The following is a 19,197-nucleotide window of genomic DNA, read 5'->3' as shown; positions in this document are numbered from 1 at the left end:
TCTTTCATTTCCTAACGTTCACCATTACCATTGAAAAATGATTAATTCGATAATTTATTTTAGTATTCGGAATAAGCTCATTGTAGGTTTATTCGTCTTAGGTCTTGTGGCATGGGGTGGTTATTCACTCACTCGTTTGCCCATTGATGCATTGCCTGATATTACTTCAAACCAGGTACAAGTCATCACACAATCTCCTGCTTTGGCTGCGTCCGAAGTAGAGAAATTTGTCACGTATCCTTTGGAGATTTCGCTGAGAACGATTCCCAATGTCAAGGATATTCGTTCCATTTCCCGCATGGGCTTATCTATTATTACGGTCGTCTTTGAAGATGAAGTAGCTATGGAGGTAGCCCGACAGCAGGTTTCGGAAAAGTTAAAAGCTGCTGAACCTTATTTATTGCGTGGAGCAGGTATTCCTGAAATGGCACCCATTACGACAGGTCTTGGCGAGTTTTATCAATACACCTTGGATGTTGATCCTGAGTTTAAGGATCAATACTCATTAGCTGACTTGCGAACGTATCAAGACTGGATTGTTAAGCGTCAATTGCTTGGGATTAAAGGAGTGGTAGAGGTAAGTTCTTTTGGAGGTTATGTCAAACAATATGAGGTAGCCGTCAATCCTGAACGTATTCGTGCTATGAACATCAGTATTGATGAGCTTTTTGCGGCATTGGAAAATAACAATTCCAATTCAGGGGGTAGTTATTTGGAAAAAGGTACCGATGCTTATTTCATTCGCTCAGAAGGGATGATCCAGTCTCTTGCAGATATTGAAAACACCGTGGTAAAACAGCGAGGATCTGGCGGTTTACCGGTATTTGTGAAGGATGTAGCACAAGTGCAGTTTGGGAAGGCTGTTCGATATGGAGCAATGACAAAAAATGGTCATGGCGAAGCCGTGGGAGCTGTGATGCTTTTATTAAAAGGGGCTAATGCGAATACGGTAGTAAAAGATGTGAAGGATCGGATGGAATTGATCCAAAAAACCCTACCTCAAGGAATTCATATCAATGCATACTTAGATCGAAGTATATTGATTGGTAAGGCCATAAATACGGTAGAGAAAAACTTAATCGAAGGAGGGTTAATTGTTGTCTTTATTCTAGTCTTGCTCTTAGGGAATTGGCGTGCAGGTTTGATTGTAGCCTCCATGATTCCACTTTGTTTGCTTTTTGCCTTTGCCATGATGAATATTTTTGGTGTTTCTGCCAATCTAATGTCATTAGGAGCAATCGATTTTGGTTTGATTGTTGATGGAGCTGTTATTATCGTAGAATCCATCATTCATCGACTTCATTCACGAAGGAAAGGAGAAGTGCTTAGTCAGCATGAAATGGATGAAGAGGTGAATATTTCTGCTCAAGCTATATTTAAATCAGCGGCATTTGGAGTAATCATTATTTTGATTGTGTATTTGCCCATTATGGCATTAGGAGGGATCGAAGGGAAGATGTTTAGACCAATGGCCCAGACGGTATCATTTGCCATTTTTGGAGCTTTATTACTTTCATTAACCTATGTTCCCATGATGTCTTCCTTATTTTTAAGTAAGAAAGTAAGTCATAAGGTTACTTGGGCAGACAAAATCATGAATTTTTTATACGGGAAATACAGTCCTATGGTCAATTGGGCACTTAGTAACCGTAAAAAAGTAGTGATAGCTTCATTGGTTCTGTTAACTGCCAGCATAGGCTTATTTAGTAGTTTGGGTGGGGAATTCATTCCTGAACTCAATGAAGGTGATTTTGCAGTAGAAACAGTTTTGCCTACCAATGCCTCCTTGTCTCAAAGTATTGAGGTCAATAATAATGCACAAGCTTTACTATTGAAAAAATTCCCTGATGAAATCAAGCAAGTGGTTTCCCGAATTGGAGCTTCAGAAATCCCAACGGATCCAATGGGAATTAATGCCTGTGATTTAATTATTATTTTGAATGAACCAAGCGTTTGGAAAAAAGCTAAAACGATGGAGGAATTGGAAGAAAAAATGGATCGTGAATTGGACGCCTTTCCTGAAGTAAATTTTGAATTCACTCAACCAATTCAAATGCGTTTTAATGAGTTAATTGCAGGTGTTAAGTCGGATGTAGCGATTAAGATTTTTGGAGAAGATTTAGAGATTCTATTTGAGAAAGCGACTGAGGCAGCTCGTTATATTCGCAAAATTGAGGGAGTTGGCGATATTAAAGTTCAGCAAATTGATGGAGTGCCTCAATTGGTAGTACATTATAATCGAGCAAAAATGGCACAATATGGCTTACGTATTCAAGATGTAAACCGTCGAGTGAAAATGACATTTGCAGGTGAAACCGCAGGCTTAGTGATGGAGGGAGAGAAGCGTTACGATCTGGTTGTGCGTATGGACTCTGCTCATCGGGCTGATATCCAAAATTTGAAAGAACTGTATTTAGATCTTCCGAATGGCTCGCAAATTCCTTTAGAAGAAGTGGCAACGGTGGATTATCAAAATGCTCCTGTGGAAATTTCACGAGATAATACTAATCGGAGAATTACCATTGGTATCAATGTTAGAAATAGAGACGTACAAAGTGTAGTGAATGACATAGAAAAGGTGATGAAGAATAAAATTACCTTACCAGCTGGTTACTATGTAAAGTATGGAGGTACATTTGAAAATCTACAAGCGGCAAAATCTCGTTTGTCTTTAGTGGTACCACTGGCTTTGGCTCTTATTTTCGCCCTCTTATTTTTCACTTTTAATTCTATGTTAGAAGCGGCAATTATTTATCTAGCCATTCCGCTTTCTGCCATTGGGGGTATTTGGGCATTGTATTTGAGAGGAATGCCATTTTCGGTATCTGCAGGAATTGGATTTATTGCCCTGTTTGGGGTAGCAGTATTAAACGGAATTGTACTTCTCTCATTTTTTAAACAATTAGCGACTGAGGGATATTCGGTAGCAGAGCGATTAAAAAAAGGCTTGGAATTGCGTTTCCGTCCGGTTATCATGACAGCCTCGGTTGCTTCTTTAGGGTTTCTGCCTATGGCCTTGAGTCATTCACCAGGAGCGGAAGTACAGCGCCCCTTGGCTACGGTGGTTATTGGGGGTTTGATTACTGCAACGTTCCTAACCTTGGTAGTTATTCCTGTGGTTTATTCCTTGGTGATGACTAGAAAAGAAAATAAATCAAAGTCTCAGTCAATGATAGTCATGGTCATTTTAGCGGGTTTAATGCTGAGTTTTTCAAGCTTGGGTCAAGGTTCTAAACCAGTTTTGAGCTTGTCGAGCTGCATGCAAGAAGCTTTGCAACATAATGCCTTATTGAATACAGGAAACTTAGAAATTCAGAGTGCAGAAGCCTTGATTCAATCAGGGAAGGATTTGCCTAAGGGAAGTATTGATTTTCAATATGGTAAAACCCAAACGTATTTTAGTCAGGATTATACCATTATTGCTTCCCAGAGTATTCCATGGCCGACTTTGTTAAGAGCTCAAGTAAAGGCATTGACTTCCCAAAAAATGTTGGTGGAGAAAAGACAGAAGATAACGCAGATTTTGGTGCTCTCAAGTGTCAAATGGTATTACTATCAATTACTAATTCAGCAAAAACATCTAGAGTATTTACATCAACAAGATAGTATCTATTCCCAAATGTTGAAGGCTGCCAGTGTCCGCTTCAAGCAAGGAGAAACGAACCGGTTAGAGGTAGTAGCTGCCGAAGCGCGTTTAAGGGAATTTCAACAGAAACAACTTTCATTACGAGCAGATATTCAGGCTAATTATCAGAATTTAGCTTACTGGATGAATCGAAAGGAGCCATTTGATATCCAGAGCTCGAATGCATTAACGATGCAAGCACCTCCAATTCCGGCTGATTTAGCCAAAAACCCTACGCTACAATTGTTGGAAGAACAAGTGGTCCACGCCAAACTTCAAACGGAAGTGGAGAGGAATAAATTGAAACCGGATATTCGTTTAGGAGCCACTTCACAAAGTATTGAAAATTATGGTGGCCAGAACTTTGTTCAAGCGGGTTTAGCATTGCCCATTTTTGCGAAAGGTCAGAAAGCCCGTATTTCGGCTGCTCAAAAACAAGAACAGGTACTGTCGAGTCAAAAGGATCAGGTAATGAGTCAAATAAATACTGATTTGCAAAATGCTCAAATATCCTTAGGCAAATTTGGAAATTCTTTGAAGTACTACCAGCAAACAGCCTTGCCTCAGGCAGAATGGCTGGTGCAAACGGCTTTGAAAAGTTATCAGCAAGGAGAAATTGAGTATGTAGAAATGCTTCAAAATACGCAACAAGCCTGGCAAATCAGAGAACAATATTTACAAGAAGTTTTGGCATATAACCAAAACATCATTCAAATTGAAACCATTTTAGGAAATGAATAAGCACATCATATATCGAGTTATTACCTTTATTTTCATCAGTGGCATGTTTGCTTGTGGAAGTAAAGAAACGGAAACGGCCGCAAAGGAAGCCGTTGTATCAAATATCAAATTAAGTGCCGAGCAAAAGCAAAATGCAGGTATTGAATTGGGAGCATTAGAAGAAAAGGAAATGGCATCAGAAGTCTCCTGCACAGGTTTAGTGGATGTGCCTCCTATTTCATCAGCTTCGATCTCACTACCTATTGCGGGATATGTGAAGTCTACTTTTGAATTATTGCCTGGAAAGCAAGTTCATAAAGGCCAGGTTTTGGCTACCATCACGAGTTTGGATTATATTCAAATGCAACAAGAATATATACAAGCAGTAAGTCAGCAAACTTATTTGACATCTGAGAAATCGCGTCAACAGGTGCTGAATTCCGAAGAGGTGGGTTCCAAAAAGAAGCTACAAATGGCAGAAGCTGATTTTTCCAATGTGCAAGCACAAGTGAAATCACTTGGGTTGAAATTGGAAATTTTAGGATGTGATTTAAATTCATTAGCAAAAGGCAATATATCGTCGGTTCTGCAAGTGAAAGCTCCTATTGATGGCTATATTGTTGATGTGTTTTTATCGATTGGAAAATATATTCAACCTACAGATGAATTAGTAAAGCTGGTTGGAGTAGCTCATAAGCACGTAGAATTAAAAGTATTTGAAAGAGATTTGGGCAGTTTGCAATTAGGTCAAACGATACAATTTGAAGCCGAAGGATTACAAGGCAAGGGGAAAGTATTTTTAATTGGGAAGCAAGTGGACTTAAGTACGCGTACCACATCGGTTCATGGGCATTTCAATAATGAGGCAGATGAACTACGATTTACGGTAGGTCAATTCATTAATGCCAAGATTTTGGTAGGGAATCAAAAAATGAAAACCATTCCACAAGCGGGTTTAGCTAGAGTGGGAAAAGGTGGATTTATTTATGTGGAAAATCCACAAGGTATCATGGAGCAAGTTCCTGTAAAAATACTTAGTTCGAATGAAGAATTTGTAGGCGTGCAACCGATTAAAACCATGCCAGAAGGGAAGGTTGTTATAAGGGGAGCATCAGCCTTAGAGGCAATATTTGCTAAGGATTAAGAAATTAAACCTTGAAAACAAGTGAAGTCGGCCCATTGATTGGTGTCGACTTCTTTTTTGAATAGCCCGAAGAGGGTTGATCCAGAGCCACTCATGGCCGCGTAAATAGCCCCTTGATCGTATAATTCTTGCTTAATTTGCGCTAGAATAGGGTATTTAGGGAATAAGCTGAGTTCAAAATCATTTGAGATACAATCTTTCCATTGTTCTATTGGAAGTAAAATGGATGTTGTCAAATCATAAGTTGGTGCTTGGGGTTTAACTTGGGCATAAGCTTCTTGAGTAGAAATGCCAAAATTGGGGTAGATTAGTAGCACATGGTAACCAACTAATGAACTGGAAATAGGACTTAATTCATCTCCCTTACCTTTGCCCAATTGAGCTTGTTGGGAAAGAAAAAACGCACAATCACTGCCTAATTGTTGAGCATAGGGAACGAGCTGTTCGTTAGTAAGGGCTAAATCAAAAAAATCCCTCAAGCCCATCAAAGTAAATGCGGCATCCGAAGAGCCACCTCCTAAACCGGCACCCATGGGGATGATTTTATGTAAGTGAATATGAACGGGTGGGATTTGGAAATCCTTAGCCAAGGCTTGATAAGCTTTAAAACATAAATTGTTTTTTAATTCACTTGAGATAGGTAGGCCAGAAGATGAAAATTCAAATGAGTCGCTTGGACTAATTTCTATGATATCTGTCCATGGAACATGAAAGAAGCAAGTCTCCAATTCATGAAAACCATCGGGTCTTTTGGAAGTAATGTACAAGCCAATATTAATTTTGGCATTAGGGAAAAGCACCATATTAATCTTCTAAAATATTACTGATAGGACTAAGTTTCAGGAATAGACCCAAAAAGAATAGGATGAAGGCAAAATCGAAGAAGAATTTACTTTGGTCCTGATGTTCTTCCCAATAGATTTCTTTCACTTTGGTGGACTCCATTCGATTGATTTCTTCAAAGATGGCGTTCAAGCTTTTTTGGTCGGTGGCTCGGTAAAACTTCCCTTTACTTTTTTCGGCAATAACCCGTAAAGTACTTTCGTCGACAGGGTCCATGGAAGGCTTTAAGCTACCTACGGCGATTGTGTAGACCTTAATACCAAAGGTTTTAGCCAATTCAGTGGATGTTAGTGGGTCAAGATTTCCTGCTGTATTATTTCCATCACTAATTAAGATGCTAATTTTTTTAGGATTAGGAGAATCTCTTACTTGATTGATACACATTCCGAGGGCATCCCCTAAAGCGGTACCTTCTTCCTTAATTAATTTTGAATCTAAGCCTAATAAAGCCTGTTGTAGATAACTTGAATCATTCGTGATAGGGCTGGCCAAATACGGAGCTCCTGCAAATGCCACAATGGATATAAAATCGTTTTTTCTTTGTTTGACAAAGGAAGTAGCTACTTGTTTGGCAATGACTAATCGCGAAGGGCTTACATCTCGATTTAGCATGGATGAGGATATATCAATTGCCAAGGCCATGTCGATACCATCAGGTTGAATTTTTCTTTTGGGATTGATTTTATAAGGCCCTGCTAATGCCAAAATGATACAGGTTAAGAGCAAGATTTGAACAATATCTGGGATGAAGCTGATGAGTCGAATTAGACGATTTTGAACTAAAGGCTTAGTAAATGAGAGTGTAATTCGAGCTTGGTTTTTTCTATTTAATAAATATCGGATTAAAAATATAATCAGAGGTAAGGGTAGGAGAAATAGGAAGGCTTCATGTTCCCAATGATAGGAGAAGAGCGATACAAATTGTTGCCAGGAAAAATATAGCTGGTATTTCATGACTTTTTATTTTCCTGCGAAATGAATTTTCTTTCCTCTTGATAGATGGAATTGGCAATTTCCATGAGCATATTGACTGAATCGGTAGTTTTGCCCGAAAAATTACCTCCATAAATGGCCGAATCTAATTCATGGAGAGCTTTGGCTAATTGTTTATTTTCTAACGTATCCACCATTTCCTTGGTGGTGAAAGTTGTAAAAGGTTTGAATGTAAGGCTTTCTAAGTATTTTTTCCAAAGGGAAAAGGCTCGTTCTAAATTTTGCAAGCCCAATTGGTTGTTTTCTATGTTACGGATTAGTCGTTGATATACACGACGGAATTCTGCATTTTTTCTCCACAATACATACAATTTAAACCATCTTTTCAGGCTTTTTCCTAAGAACCAGTAAATTAATCCAGTTAAAACTAATAGACCCAGCCCCCAAATGACCACATTTTTCAAGTCGGTTTTTGGTTGCAATGGAGCTATAGGTACATGTTGGTAAAGAGAATCTAAATTGATTTTTTCAGGATGTGGAACTAAACGCTTTAGAAATATTTGATCTTTGCTTGGGTATATTTTGGTACAATCAGCTTCTTGCATGAGGTAAACAGGTATGGCAAGGCTGTGCTGATTTTCAATTTGAAATAGTTTGAAGGTATACACGGCAGAATCGATACTTCCGCTGGCATCGGTTCTTGTAGGGAAGTATGTTCTTTCCACAGCTTGAAATGCACCGTAATTTTGATTGACGCCTGGGAAAAAAATCTCTTGGTTTTTGCTATGCCTAACAGAAAGGCTATAGTGAATCTGCTGTCCGATTTTGACAGAATCCTCTAAAAATTGGCCTTTGATTTGAATTGGCTTTTGCTGCATTATTTTCTAATGGTAAACAATTTTACTAGGGTAGGTACAAAATCCTCTCCAGCCCGTATACTAATGTAATCTGCTTGCCATTGTTTGCATAATTTTTTGAGTTCCTCAGCCCGATTGGAGCCTTGTTCTCTTTGGAGGTTTTTGAAGAATTTAGAACTGGTATTTACCCAGGTTGTTCTTTTTCTTTCTGGGTCGAAAATAGGAATTATGCCTAGTGAAGGTAGTTTTATTTCTTGTTTATCGACTAATTGAATAACAACTAAATCATGCATTTGGGACATGGCTCTCAGTAGATCATGATAATTTTCATCAATGAAATCAGACAGGACAAAAATCAAACTGCGCCTTTTTAATACTTGTAAAGTAAATCCTAATGCGGCTTTTAGATCAGTACCTGTATTTTCTGGTTCCATTTTAAAAAGCTCGGAGATGACCCGGTAGGCATGTTTTTTGCCCATGGCAGGAGGCATGAATTTCTCGTTTTTGTCTGAAAATCCACAAAATCCTAAATGGCTAGCTTCTTGCATGGCCGAAAAGGAAAGTACACCCGCCACTTCTTTTAATGTTTTGAGCTTAGATTGGGAATTTCGTCCTACCTGTTGGGAAGCACTTACGTCTAACAAAAAAAATACGGTTTGCTCTTTTTCTTCTTTAAATAATTTAACAAAAGTACCATGTCCTTTGGCAGTGGTATTCCAGTCGATGTGGCGTACATCATCTCCATAATGGTATTGACGGAGATCACTAAATTCCAATCCTGACCCTTTGAAAATGGATGAAAAATTTCCATGCATTTGGGTATTGATCGCTTTTCTAATGCGAATTTCCAATTGAACAACATGTGATAGAAAGGAATGAATGTCCGAATCCATGGAATGAATGGGGGCTTAGAATCGTGCTAAATTACCTATTTTTTGAGCAAGTCGAATGAAAAGCCATAAAAGCTTTCTAAATTAAGGGGAAATTTGAACCATGAGAAAAATTTATTTCCTCCTATGTTTGGGATTCTTAGCATGCAGGGAATCATCGTCTTCCAAAATCATTGAAGAGGATAAATTAGCGGAGATATTAGTTGATATACACATTGAGGAATCCAAGGTTTCCAATATGCACTTTGGAAGTATAGACTCGTCCATATTAGCCTATAACTATCAAGAAAAGCGTATTTTTAAGAAATACGGAGTTGATTCGTTACAATTTGCGAAAAATTTTGATCGCTATGTGCAGGAGCCTAAGGACTTTTTACGTCTGTATGATAAGGTGAATGGAATCATGGAAAAGCGATTTAAAAAGCCTGAAACTTCACACCGATGAAAATAGGAGTAATATGTTTTTTGGGGATGTTAAACTTCGTAACTATGGCACAAATGCCGTTTATTCAAGGTCATCGTGGTTTTAGGGGTTTGTATCCTGAAAATACCTTACCTGCTTTTGAGCATGCTTTGGAAGCAGGTGTTCAAGTGCTTGAGATGGATGTGTGCATTTCAGCCGATGGGAAAGTTGTGGTCTCCCATGAGCCATATATGAATTCATTATATAGTTCTAAGCCGGATGGTAAGCCAGTAGAAAAAGAAGAAGAGAAGATATTTAATCTATATCAGATGACTTATCGAGAAATAAAGAAGTTTGATACTGGGAAAAGAGGTAATGCTTCATTTCCGGAGCAAATTAAAATGGAAGCACATAAGCCATTACTATCGGAAGTGTTGAGTTTAGGAGAAGCATTCAGAAAAAAACATCAGCGGACTATTTATTACAATATTGAAATAAAATCGGTGGAGGCAGAATATGGGATTTCTCAGCCTAAAACGGTGGAAGAGTTTTCCGAAAAGGTTTGGAAGGTGATTAAGAAATATGTAAAGCCGGAATTCATTATACTTCAAAGTTTTGATTTTCAAGTGTTGAAATATTGGAATAAAGCAATGAATGATGGAAAAATAGCTCCACAAGTTATGCTTTCAGCTTTGGTATCAAGAAAAAGTCCTGAAAACACGATCAAAGATTTAGGATTTACTCCTGCTATTTATAGTCCTAACTATCAAGCAGTGACTCAAGATTTCGTGGAGTTTAGCCATAAAAGTGGGATGAAAGTAGTTCCCTGGACGGCGAATGAAGCTAATATTATTTCGTTGTTATCTGATATGGGAGTGGATGCTGTCATTACTGATTATCCGAATCGAGTTCCTCATTATTTAAAATCAGTGCATTAATGGCGAACGGCATTTCCTTATTCAATGAGACACTATTATGGTTCATGAAACGACGTATGTCGCGGATTGAGTCTATATACACGCGTCCTTTGGATTTACAGGAAATTTGTTTGAAAGATTTGGTTCAGGCTGGTCGACAAACCGAATGGGGGAAGCAATTTGGCTATGGTCAAATTAGTAATTATGCGACATTCAAATCACAGGTGCCTATTTCTACTTATGAGGAAATTTTTCCTTACATCGATCGGGTGATGCAAGGCGAACAGCAAATCCTTTGGAATAGCCCAGTTACTTGGTTTTCTAAGTCTTCGGGTACTACCAATGCCCGCAGTAAGTTTATCCCTGTATCGAAGGAATCATTGGAATCTTGCCACATGATGGGGGGAAAGGACATGATTACCTTATTAATTAATAATCGACCAGAAACAAGGGTCTTCGAGGGCAAGGGCTTATCCATTGGAGGAAGTTTATCTTATTGTGCTACTAATCCTAATGTGCTTGTAGGAGATGTTTCGGCAGTTATTATGAAGAATTTACCTGTTTGGGCCCAAATGATCCGGACACCTTCATTGGAAGTAGCCTTGATGGATGATTGGGATCAAAAGATTGAGCGCATGGCTTTGGAAACTTCTAAGGAAAATGTGACGAGTATTTTGGGGGTTCCTACTTGGACTTTGGTTTTGATTGAGAAAATCTTGGAAATCACGGGTAAGAAGTCCATTTTAGAAGTGTGGGAGAACTTTGAATTCATGATTCATGGTGCAGTAGCATTTGGGCCTTATCGAGAATTATTTCAAAAACAAGTGTTTAAAGATCAAGGGGTAGGTTTTTTAGAGATTTATAATGCTTCTGAAGGGTTTTTTGGTATACAAGATGATTTGTCGTTGAATGATGAATTGTTACTGATGCTTGATTATGGAATTTTTTATGAATTTATACCAATCAACGATGAGGGAGAGGAGCAAGATATCATTGTTGATTTAAGTCAAGTGGAAATGGGAGTTAATTACGCCTTGGTGATAAGTACCAATGCGGGATTGTGGCGATATAAAATTGGAGATACGGTTCGTTTTACATCTTTAGACCCATTTAGAATAAAAATTTCAGGGAGAACCAAGCATTTTATTAATGCTTTTGGAGAAGAAGTCATTATGGAAAATGCAGAAAAGGCTATATCTAAGGCCTGTTTGATGACAAATTCCATCATTAAAGAATATACAGCTGCGCCGAATTATATGAATGGAGGCCAGCGAGGGAGCCATGAATGGATTATAGAATTTTCAAAAGCACCAAAAGAAATGCGTACCTTTGTGGAGATATTAGATCAGACCCTCCGCGAGATTAATTCCGATTATGATGCGAAGCGGTCTTATGATTTGGTATTAGGTCCACCCATTATTCATCAGGCTCCACAAGGAACTTTCTATGCTTGGATGCGAGAAAGAGGCAAGTTAGGGGGGCAGCATAAAGTCCCTCGATTGAGTAATAATCGAGAATTTTTGGAGGGAGTTAAAGCTCATTTTAAAGAATAAAAACATGTCATTAAAAGTAACCATTGAGAACGGGATCAAAGACGCCATGCGTGCTAAAGATGCCGATAGACTTCGTGCTTTGCGTGCTATTAAGTCGCTAATTTTATTAGAAGAAACGTCTGGATCCAATGTTGGCGAATTGTCAACTGATACAGAAATGAAGATTTTGATGAAAGCTGCTAAGCAACGTAAGGATTCATTGGAAGTATATGTGACACAGAACCGTCCTGATTTAGCGGAGAAGGAACAAGCTGAATTGAGTATCATTGAAGAGTTTTTACCAAAACAGTTGAGTGAAGCAGAATTGACAGAGAAGATTCAATCGATCATCGTTCAAGTGGGTGCTAGTAGTCCAGCGGATATGGGTAAAGTAATGGGAGTGGCAAGTAAGCAATTGGCTGGATTAGCAGATGGGAAAGCCATTTCAACGAAGGTAGGAGAACTTTTAAAGAAATAAAGTGTCGGAAATAGCCAAGAAAGAGGAATTGGGAGCCATAAGAAAGCTCAGTTTTGAAGAGTTGAAGCAATTGATGATTCAGCATGGAGATCCTGCGTTTCGAGCTAAACAAGTTCATGAGTGGATTTGGAAAAAATCAGCTCGCAGCTTTGATGCGATGGGTAATATTCCGAAAACGACTAGGGAGTGGTTGAATCAGCATTTTTCTTTGCAATGTGTACAAACAGCTGATATGCAAGTAAGTACAGACCGGACTATTAAGTCTAGTTTTAAATTGCATGATGGACATTTGGTAGAAGGAGTATTAATTCCAACAAGGGAAAGAATGACTGCTTGTGTATCATCGCAAGTGGGTTGCTCTTTAACTTGTAGTTTTTGTGCTACGGGATATATGGATCGAAAACGAAATCTGGAGTCGTATGAAATTTACGATCAGGTCGTGTTGATTCGTGATCAGGCACAAGAAAAATACGGGATACCTTTGACCAACATTGTTTATATGGGCATGGGAGAACCTTTGTTGAATTATGCCAATGTGTTGAAATCGATAGAAGAGATCACTTCACCTGACGGATTAGGAATGTCTCCTAAGCGGATTACTGTTTCTACGGCAGGAATTGCTAAAATGATTAAGAAGCTGGGAGATGATCAAGTCAAATTTAATTTGGCACTTTCGCTGCACGCTGCAAATGATACCAAAAGGAATCAGATTATGCCAATTAATGAAACCAATACGTTGGTGGCATTAGCGGAGGCATTGCGGTATTTTTACGATAAGACAGAAAATGAGATTACTTTAGAGTATATCATGTTTAATAAGTTTAACGACACGGTGGAGGATGCGAAGGAGTTATGGGAGTTTGCTAGAAAGTTGCCTTGTAAGATTAATATCATTGAGTACAACCCGATTGCTCAGGCAACTTTTGTGAATGCAGAGGCAGATGCTTTAGCTAAGTTCACGGCATTTTTAGAAAGCAAAAAGATGATTGTCAATGTTCGTCGATCTAGAGGAAAGGACATTGATGCTGCATGTGGACAATTAGCTGGGAAGAAAACAGCATAATTTTATTGGATGGAAGCGCAGAATAGGTTATTTCCTGTTTTTCTAAAATTGGAACAACTGAATGTTTTGGTAGTTGGAGGAGGAAATGTGGCCTTGGAAAAGGTGTCGGCGATGTTAAGAAATGCTCCAGCTTCTAAGATAAGTATGGTAGCTCCATTTTTTAGAGAAGAGCTATTGGCTTATTTGAAGGATTTTTCTCAGGTTGAATTGATACATAGAGCATTTGAAGTGCAGGATTTAGATGGGAGGGATTTGGTGATTTGTACGACTGATCGATACGACTTGCATGTTGAGATTAGTGAATTAGCAAAGCAGAGACATTTGTTATGCAATGTGGCAGATACGCCTGCATTATGTGATTTTTATTTGGGTTCAATAGTTCAAAAGGGGGATTTGAAAATTGCTATTTCTACCAATGGCAAGTCGCCTACGTTAGCTAAACGGATTCGAGCATTTTTGGAGGAAGTTATTCCGGACGACATTCAGACCTCCTTAGATTCATTGGAGATTTTACGCAAAGAACTTAAGGGAGATTTTGACTCCAAGATTAAGGCATTGAATGAATTAACAAAGGGCTTGATTTTTAAGAAATAATTGGTGGTATTAATCTTTGATTTGTACGAATATCAATGATTTCATTGGGGTTATTGTGTTTATCCAAGTTTTGTGGGGTTTAAAGATTTGACAACTTTTTAAAAGTTGTCAAATCTAAGCACTCATGAGACAATCTTTTATAGGAATTTCTTTTCCAAATGTAGTATCAAAATTTATCAATTTTCTTGTTTGATCAATTTTATCAACATGTTGATAATCTGATGCATAAGCTGCTTTAAGTAATGGATATTGAGTAGGTTCGTTTTTAATTTCCCCATTCATGGCCTACGTAGAGCATTATTACACACAATTTTATTCTGGAGAATATTATCACCTTTATAATAGAGGAGTTGATAGGAAATCAATTTTCAAATCAAGATCAAACTATTCTTATTTTTTAAGACAATGGACAAAATATCTGGAGGGTTATGTGAATGTGATCGCTTTTAGTCTAAATGATAATCATTTTCATTTTTTAGTTCAGGTGAATCATTTTAGTGAAAGTGATTTGGATGGGAAACCGGTACATGAGCTTATTACTAGGAGGCTAAAAAAGTTTTTTCAATCGTATACCATGGCATTTAATAAACAACATGGTCGGGTTGGTACCTTATTTCAAACTCCCTTCAAAAGGGCATTAGTAGCCAAATTAGAGGATCTATCTACTTTAATAGCATATATTCACCTGAATCCTCAGAAGCATGGCCTAATAGCAGATTTCCGGAACTGGGAGTGGACCTCATATGGGAAGATATTACAATTCAAGAAGAGTTTTGTAGATAAAGAATTTGTTTTGAAATGGTTTGGAGGAAAAAAACAGTTTATTGATTTTCATGTCCAAGAATTTAAGGAAACTGATATTCTTTCTTTGATTGATGAGTAGCATGGATTTTTTTTAACATTTGCCTATTAGATTTGACCATTAGATTTGACAACTTTTTAAAAGTTGTCAAATCTTTATACCAATACCAATACCAATCCAAAAACTAAAACCCCACCTGCATTTTCCCATCATCCACACCTCGAAGAATTAAATCCAATAAAAAAAGGGGACCCATTTGAGCCCCCTTCTTTAAAATGTGTTACCTTATATTATAAGTACTGATTTGCATTGTTGGCATTTAAATCTTCAAATGCAGATTTTAAACGAGCAACAAAGGTATCTTCACCTTTACGTAACCAAACGCGTGGGTCATAAAACTTCTTGTTAGGAGCATCTTCACCCGATGGGTTACCGATTTGACCTTGCAAATAAGCTTCTTTCTCTTTGTAGAAATTAAGAATACCTTCCCAAAAAGCCCATTGTAAATCGGTATCAATGTTCATTTTGATAGCACCGTATGAAATAGCTTCACGAATTTCTTCGCGTGAAGATCCTGAACCACCGTGGAAAACGAAGTTGATAGGTTTTTCTGCAGCTAATGCATATTTATTGCGAATGAAGTCCTGAGAGTTTTTCAAGATGACAGGTTGTAACTTCACATTACCTGGCTTGTATACACCGTGAACGTTTCCAAATGCAGCTGCAATCGTGAAACGGTGAGAAATAGCATTTAATACTTCATAAGCATAAGCTACTTCTTCTGGCTGAGTATATAATTTAGAAGAATCTACATCTGAATTATCAACTCCATCTTCTTCACCACCTGTTACTCCTAATTCAATTTCAAGTGTCATTCCAATCTTCGCCATACGAGTTAAGTATTTTGCGCAGATTTCTAAGTTTTCTTCTAAAGGTTCTTCCGACAAGTCAATCATGTGAGAAGAGAATAATGGTTGTCCTGTTTCAGTATAGAATTTTTCACCTGCGTCCAAAAGGCCGTCTAACCAAGGAAGTAATTTTTTAGCACAGTGGTCAGTATGAAGAATTACTTGCACACCATATACTTTAGCTAATTGGTGTACGTGATAAGCACCAGAGATTGCTCCAGCGATGGATGCTTCTTGGTTTCCATTAGGAAGAGACTTTCCAGCATAAAATTGAGCACCGCCATTCGAGAATTGAATGATAACAGGAGAATTAACCGCTTTTGCAGCTTCTAATACGCCATTAACAGTGTCAGTACCAGTAACGTTTACCGCAGGTAATGCAAATTGATGTTTTTTAGCAATTTCAAATAATTCCTGAACGGCATCTCCGTGCAAAACACCTTTTTGGTTGGTTAAACTTGACATAATGATTTTTTTTCTTGGGAAATAAATAAAAACTACCTGATTAACAGGTGAGTAGGGCACAAATTTAGTAAAAATGCACAAATTCTAAGGCTTAATTCCGAATAATACACAGACTCAGAGGATTAGCTAAAAAATATTTTTAATTGGGCTATTGGATGTGTTAATATTTTTCCTACCTTTGCACTCCCGTTCGACAAACGCAGTTTTTTATTCAGAAAGAGGTTGGCAGAACTTCTCGAATTTATTTAAAACACCAAAAATGCGGGTCGAAATGGTTTAAATTGAGGTAAGCTCGATTTTTGTGTTAGAACTGGTATTGATTAATGAATGTTGAATGCCCAACCCATTGATTGAATATTAAGCTACACAAGGTGTTTTTCGCTGTTATCCACAGCGCCTCCATCTTGTCGCTTTACGCCAATCTGCATTTTTATTGATTCTTCGTCATTGTTCGCAATGATTTATGAATAAAAGTCTCACAACAAGCCATAGTTAGCCTTGTGAGCATAATTTTTTAAACAAAATATTATATGTCTGGAATTATTGGTAAAAAAATCGGAATGACCAGCCTATACATGGAAGACGGTAGATCCGTTGCATGTACGCTGATTGAGGCCGGCCCTTGTGTTGTTACGCAAGTGAAAACTGTTGAGAACGAAGGCTACAACGCTGTTCAAATCGGTTTCGGTGAAAAGAAAGAGAAGCACACAACAAAATCTTTGTTGGGTCACTTTAAGAAAGCTAACACAACTCCAAAGAAAAAATTGGTAGAGTTTCGCACGTTCGAACAACCATTGAACTTAGGAGATGTATTAACAGTAGAAATGTTAGAAGTTGGAACCTTCATTGATGCGGTTGGAACTTCTAAAGGTAAAGGTTTTCAAGGTGTTGTTAAGCGTCACGGATTTGGTGGTGTGGGTGGTCAAACTCACGGTCAGCATAATCGTGGTCGTCACCCAGGTTCTATTGGAGCTTGTTCATTCCCATCACGTGTATTCAAAGGCTTACGTATGGCTGGACGCACAGGAGGAAATCGTGTTAAGGTTCAAAACTTAGAGGTTTTGAGAATTTATCCAGACAAAAACCTTTTGGTGGTATCAGGATCAATTCCTGGAGCGAAGAACTCATACGTAATTATTGAAAATTAAAACCCATAAAGGCGCGAGCCTTTAACAATAGACATTCTGATTATGGAATTAGCAGTATATAACATAGCAGGTAAAGATACCGGAAAGAAAGTAACCCTTTCTGACGAGATCTTTGGCATTGTTCCAAACGAGCATGTGGTTTACTTGGATGTGAAGCAATATTTGGCGAACCAACGTCAAGGAACACACAAGGCGAAAGAGCGTGCAGAAGTTTCACGTTCAACGCGTAAGATTAAAAAACAAAAAGGTACAGGTGGTGCACGTGCTGGTTCGATGAAATCTCCTTTGATGAAAGGTGGTGGTCGTATCTTCGGTCCACGTCCACGTGATTACCATTTCAAATTAAACAAAAAGGTGAAGTCATTGGCTCGCCAGTCAGCTCTAGCTGCGAAAGCACAGAGTGGAGATATCGCAATTTTGGATTCAGTGGCATTTGACACTCCCAAAACAAAAGCATATTTGACTATGTTGAAAGCTTTCTCTTTAGATAATACAAAGACATTATTGATTACTCCAGAAGTAGACAAGAATGTGGTATTGTCAGGACGTAATGTTCCTAAGGCAAAAGTTTCGACAGCATCTGATGTGAATACATATGATTTAGTAAATGCTACTAAATTGTTGATCACTGAAGCAGCGATCCAAAAAATTGAATCATCTTTTAGTAAATAATTTTCAGAACCTAGTTCTGTTATAAACGAAATATACCATGGGCATTATTAAACGTCCGGCCTTGACTGAAAAGTCGCAAGCCATGCAAGAAAAAGGCAAGTATGTATTTGTGGTTGAATTAACTGCAAACAAGATTGAGATTGCCAAGGAGGTTAAGAAAATGTACGGAGTAGAGGTATTGGATGTAAAAACCATGCGTCAAATTGGAAAGAAAAAATCCAAGAGCACTCGTACTAAGATTACTTCTGGACGTACTTCTACGATTAAGAAGGCAATCGTTACAGTAGGAACTGGTGAAGTAATTGACTTCTACCAAGGAATTTAATTAGAATGTATTAAGGGGGTTCATCCCGATAATTTGAACTAAAATAAATGGCAGCTATTAAAAAATTAAAACCAACAACTCCAGGCCAACGTCAGCGCATTGCGCCAACGTTTGAGGAGATTACTACGGACAAGCCGTATAAGCCCCTTTTGGAGCCTATCAAGCGCACAGGTGGTAGAAATGCAGATGGTCGTCGTTCGATGCGTTACATCGGAGGTGGTCACAAGCGTCGTTACCGTGTGATTGATTTTACTCGCTCTAAATTTGATGTATCGGCTACTGTTTTGACAGTAGAATACGATCCAAACCGTACTTCACGTATTGCTCTTGTCGAGTATACAGATGGAGAAAAGGCTTATATCTTGGCTCCGCAAGGAATTCAAGTAGGTCAAACAGTTATCTCTGGTGAGTCAGTGGCTCCCGAGATTGGAAATACATTGCCTTTGGCAAACATCCCATTGGGTACTTTGGTACACGCAATTGAGTTGCAACCAGGTCGTGGAGCTGAAATGGCTCGTTCGGCAGGTACTTACGCTCAGTTATTAGCACGTGATGGTAAATACGCCACGCTTAAGTTACCTTCAGGAGAGATGCGTATGGTATTGGCTCGTTGCTTAGCAACAATCGGTACTGTATCGAATGCAGATCACATGAACGTTAACTTGGGTAAAGCAGGTCGTCATCGTTGGTTAGGTCGCCGTCCACGTGTTCGTGGTGTGGTGATGAACCCAGTAGATCACCCGATGGGTGGTGGTGAGGGCCGCGCTTCAGGAGGTCACCCACGTTCTCGTACCGGTTTATTGGCTAAGGGTAAGAAAACTCGTAATCCAAAGAAACACACTAATCGTCTTATCATCAGTAGAAGAAAAAAATAGTAG

The 19,197-nt window shown here is 38.5% G+C and carries 18 protein-coding genes; 13 read left to right on the top strand and 5 right to left on the bottom strand.

Features of this window, described 5'->3' with window-relative positions; all coding sequences use genetic code 11:
• Nucleotides 1-37: 37 nt before the first annotated feature.
• A complete protein-coding gene (locus tag EWU22_RS00815; protein ID WP_130923999.1) occupies nt 38-4,366 on the top strand; it encodes a CusA/CzcA family heavy metal efflux RND transporter in 4,329 nt (1,442 codons plus the stop codon).
• A complete protein-coding gene (locus EWU22_RS00810; RefSeq protein WP_130923998.1) occupies nt 4,359-5,489 on the top strand; it encodes an efflux RND transporter periplasmic adaptor subunit in 1,131 nt (376 codons plus the stop codon). Before EWU22_RS00815 ends, EWU22_RS00810 begins: the two co-directional genes overlap by 8 nt.
• On the opposite strand, the gene ispE is transcribed toward EWU22_RS00810, so the two are convergent.
• The 4 genes from ispE to EWU22_RS00790 are packed head-to-tail and all read right to left on the bottom strand — an operon-like array spanning nt 5,486 to nt 9,015.
• Nucleotides 5,486-6,292, bottom strand: a complete 807-nt coding sequence (ispE, locus tag EWU22_RS00805) for a 4-(cytidine 5'-diphospho)-2-C-methyl-D-erythritol kinase (RefSeq protein WP_130923997.1) — start codon at nt 6,290-6,292, stop codon at nt 5,486-5,488. The two genes, EWU22_RS00810 and ispE, sit on opposite strands and share 4 nt — an antisense overlap.
• Nucleotide 6,293: 1 nt before the next feature.
• Complete coding sequence (locus EWU22_RS00800) at nt 6,294-7,286, bottom strand: VWA domain-containing protein (protein WP_130923996.1); 993 nt, start codon at nt 7,284-7,286, stop codon at nt 6,294-6,296.
• Nucleotides 7,283-8,143, bottom strand: a complete 861-nt coding sequence (locus EWU22_RS00795) for a hypothetical protein (protein ID WP_130923995.1) — start codon at nt 8,141-8,143, stop codon at nt 7,283-7,285. Before EWU22_RS00795 ends, EWU22_RS00800 begins: the two co-directional genes overlap by 4 nt.
• Nucleotides 8,143-9,015, bottom strand: a complete 873-nt coding sequence (locus tag EWU22_RS00790) for a DUF58 domain-containing protein (protein ID WP_231962564.1) — start codon at nt 9,013-9,015, stop codon at nt 8,143-8,145. Before EWU22_RS00790 ends, EWU22_RS00795 begins: the two co-directional genes overlap by 1 nt.
• Before the next feature lie 100 nt (nt 9,016-9,115).
• Here EWU22_RS00790 and EWU22_RS00785 point away from each other — a divergent pair, with 100 nt between their 5' ends.
• The 7 genes from EWU22_RS00785 (at nt 9,116) to EWU22_RS13425 (ending at nt 14,882) form a co-directional block, all read left to right on the top strand.
• Nucleotides 9,116-9,457 (top strand): DUF4296 domain-containing protein, encoded by a 342-nt coding sequence (locus EWU22_RS00785; RefSeq protein ID WP_130923994.1) that lies wholly within the window; start codon nt 9,116-9,118, stop codon nt 9,455-9,457.
• Between the two features lie 44 nt (nt 9,458-9,501).
• Nucleotides 9,502-10,353, top strand: a complete 852-nt coding sequence (locus tag EWU22_RS00780) for a glycerophosphodiester phosphodiesterase family protein (protein WP_231962562.1) — start codon at nt 9,502-9,504, stop codon at nt 10,351-10,353.
• Nucleotides 10,353-11,885: a GH3 auxin-responsive promoter family protein gene (locus EWU22_RS00775; protein WP_231962561.1), complete on the top strand. Its 1,533-nt coding sequence runs from the start codon at nt 10,353-10,355 to the stop codon at nt 11,883-11,885. Before EWU22_RS00780 ends, EWU22_RS00775 begins: the two co-directional genes overlap by 1 nt.
• Nucleotides 11,886-11,889: 4 nt before the next feature.
• Entirely contained in the window at nt 11,890-12,342 is a 453-nt protein-coding gene (locus EWU22_RS00770) for a GatB/YqeY domain-containing protein (RefSeq protein ID WP_130923993.1), read from the top strand.
• A gap of 1 nt (nt 12,343) precedes the next feature.
• Nucleotides 12,344-13,405 carry a 23S rRNA (adenine(2503)-C(2))-methyltransferase RlmN gene (gene rlmN / locus EWU22_RS00765; protein ID WP_109324437.1) on the top strand — a complete coding sequence of 354 codons (1,062 nt, stop codon included), beginning with the start codon at nt 12,344-12,346 and terminating at the stop codon, nt 13,403-13,405.
• Between the two features lie 9 nt (nt 13,406-13,414).
• Nucleotides 13,415-13,999 (top strand): precorrin-2 dehydrogenase/sirohydrochlorin ferrochelatase family protein, encoded by a 585-nt coding sequence (locus EWU22_RS00760; RefSeq protein ID WP_130923992.1) that lies wholly within the window; start codon nt 13,415-13,417, stop codon nt 13,997-13,999.
• Between the two features lie 574 nt (nt 14,000-14,573).
• A complete protein-coding gene (locus tag EWU22_RS13425; protein WP_231962559.1) occupies nt 14,574-14,882 on the top strand; it encodes a hypothetical protein in 309 nt (102 codons plus the stop codon).
• Nucleotides 14,883-15,091: 209 nt separating this feature from the next.
• On the opposite strand, the gene fbaA is transcribed toward EWU22_RS13425, so the two are convergent.
• The gene (gene fbaA / locus EWU22_RS00750; RefSeq protein ID WP_130923990.1) at nt 15,092-16,174 is read right to left on the bottom strand and encodes a class II fructose-bisphosphate aldolase; all 1,083 of its coding nucleotides are present in this window, start codon (nt 16,172-16,174) and stop codon (nt 15,092-15,094) included.
• Between the two features lie 530 nt (nt 16,175-16,704).
• Between fbaA and rplC the strand changes: the two genes are divergently transcribed.
• Genes rplC through rplB form a run of 4 tightly spaced genes read left to right on the top strand, consistent with a single transcriptional unit; the run spans nt 16,705 to nt 19,194 of the window.
• On the top strand, nt 16,705-17,322 hold the full coding sequence (rplC, locus tag EWU22_RS00745; protein ID WP_109324432.1) for a 50S ribosomal protein L3: 618 nt from the start codon (nt 16,705-16,707) through the stop codon (nt 17,320-17,322).
• Nucleotides 17,323-17,364: 42 nt separating this feature from the next.
• Nucleotides 17,365-17,994 carry a 50S ribosomal protein L4 gene (gene rplD / locus EWU22_RS00740; protein ID WP_109324431.1) on the top strand — a complete coding sequence of 210 codons (630 nt, stop codon included), beginning with the start codon at nt 17,365-17,367 and terminating at the stop codon, nt 17,992-17,994.
• Between the two features lie 37 nt (nt 17,995-18,031).
• Nucleotides 18,032-18,319, top strand: a complete 288-nt coding sequence (rplW, locus tag EWU22_RS00735; RefSeq protein WP_109324430.1) for a 50S ribosomal protein L23 — start codon at nt 18,032-18,034, stop codon at nt 18,317-18,319.
• A gap of 47 nt (nt 18,320-18,366) precedes the next feature.
• Nucleotides 18,367-19,194 carry a 50S ribosomal protein L2 gene (gene rplB / locus EWU22_RS00730; RefSeq protein ID WP_109324429.1) on the top strand — a complete coding sequence of 276 codons (828 nt, stop codon included), beginning with the start codon at nt 18,367-18,369 and terminating at the stop codon, nt 19,192-19,194.
• Nucleotides 19,195-19,197: the final 3 nt, after the last annotated feature.

Origin of the sequence: Aquirufa nivalisilvae (assembly GCF_004307455.1) — a bacterium.
In the GTDB taxonomy this organism is placed as follows: Bacteria; Bacteroidota; Bacteroidia; order Cytophagales; family Spirosomataceae; genus Aquirufa; species Aquirufa nivalisilvae.
This window is presented reverse-complemented; position numbering and strand designations above follow the sequence as displayed.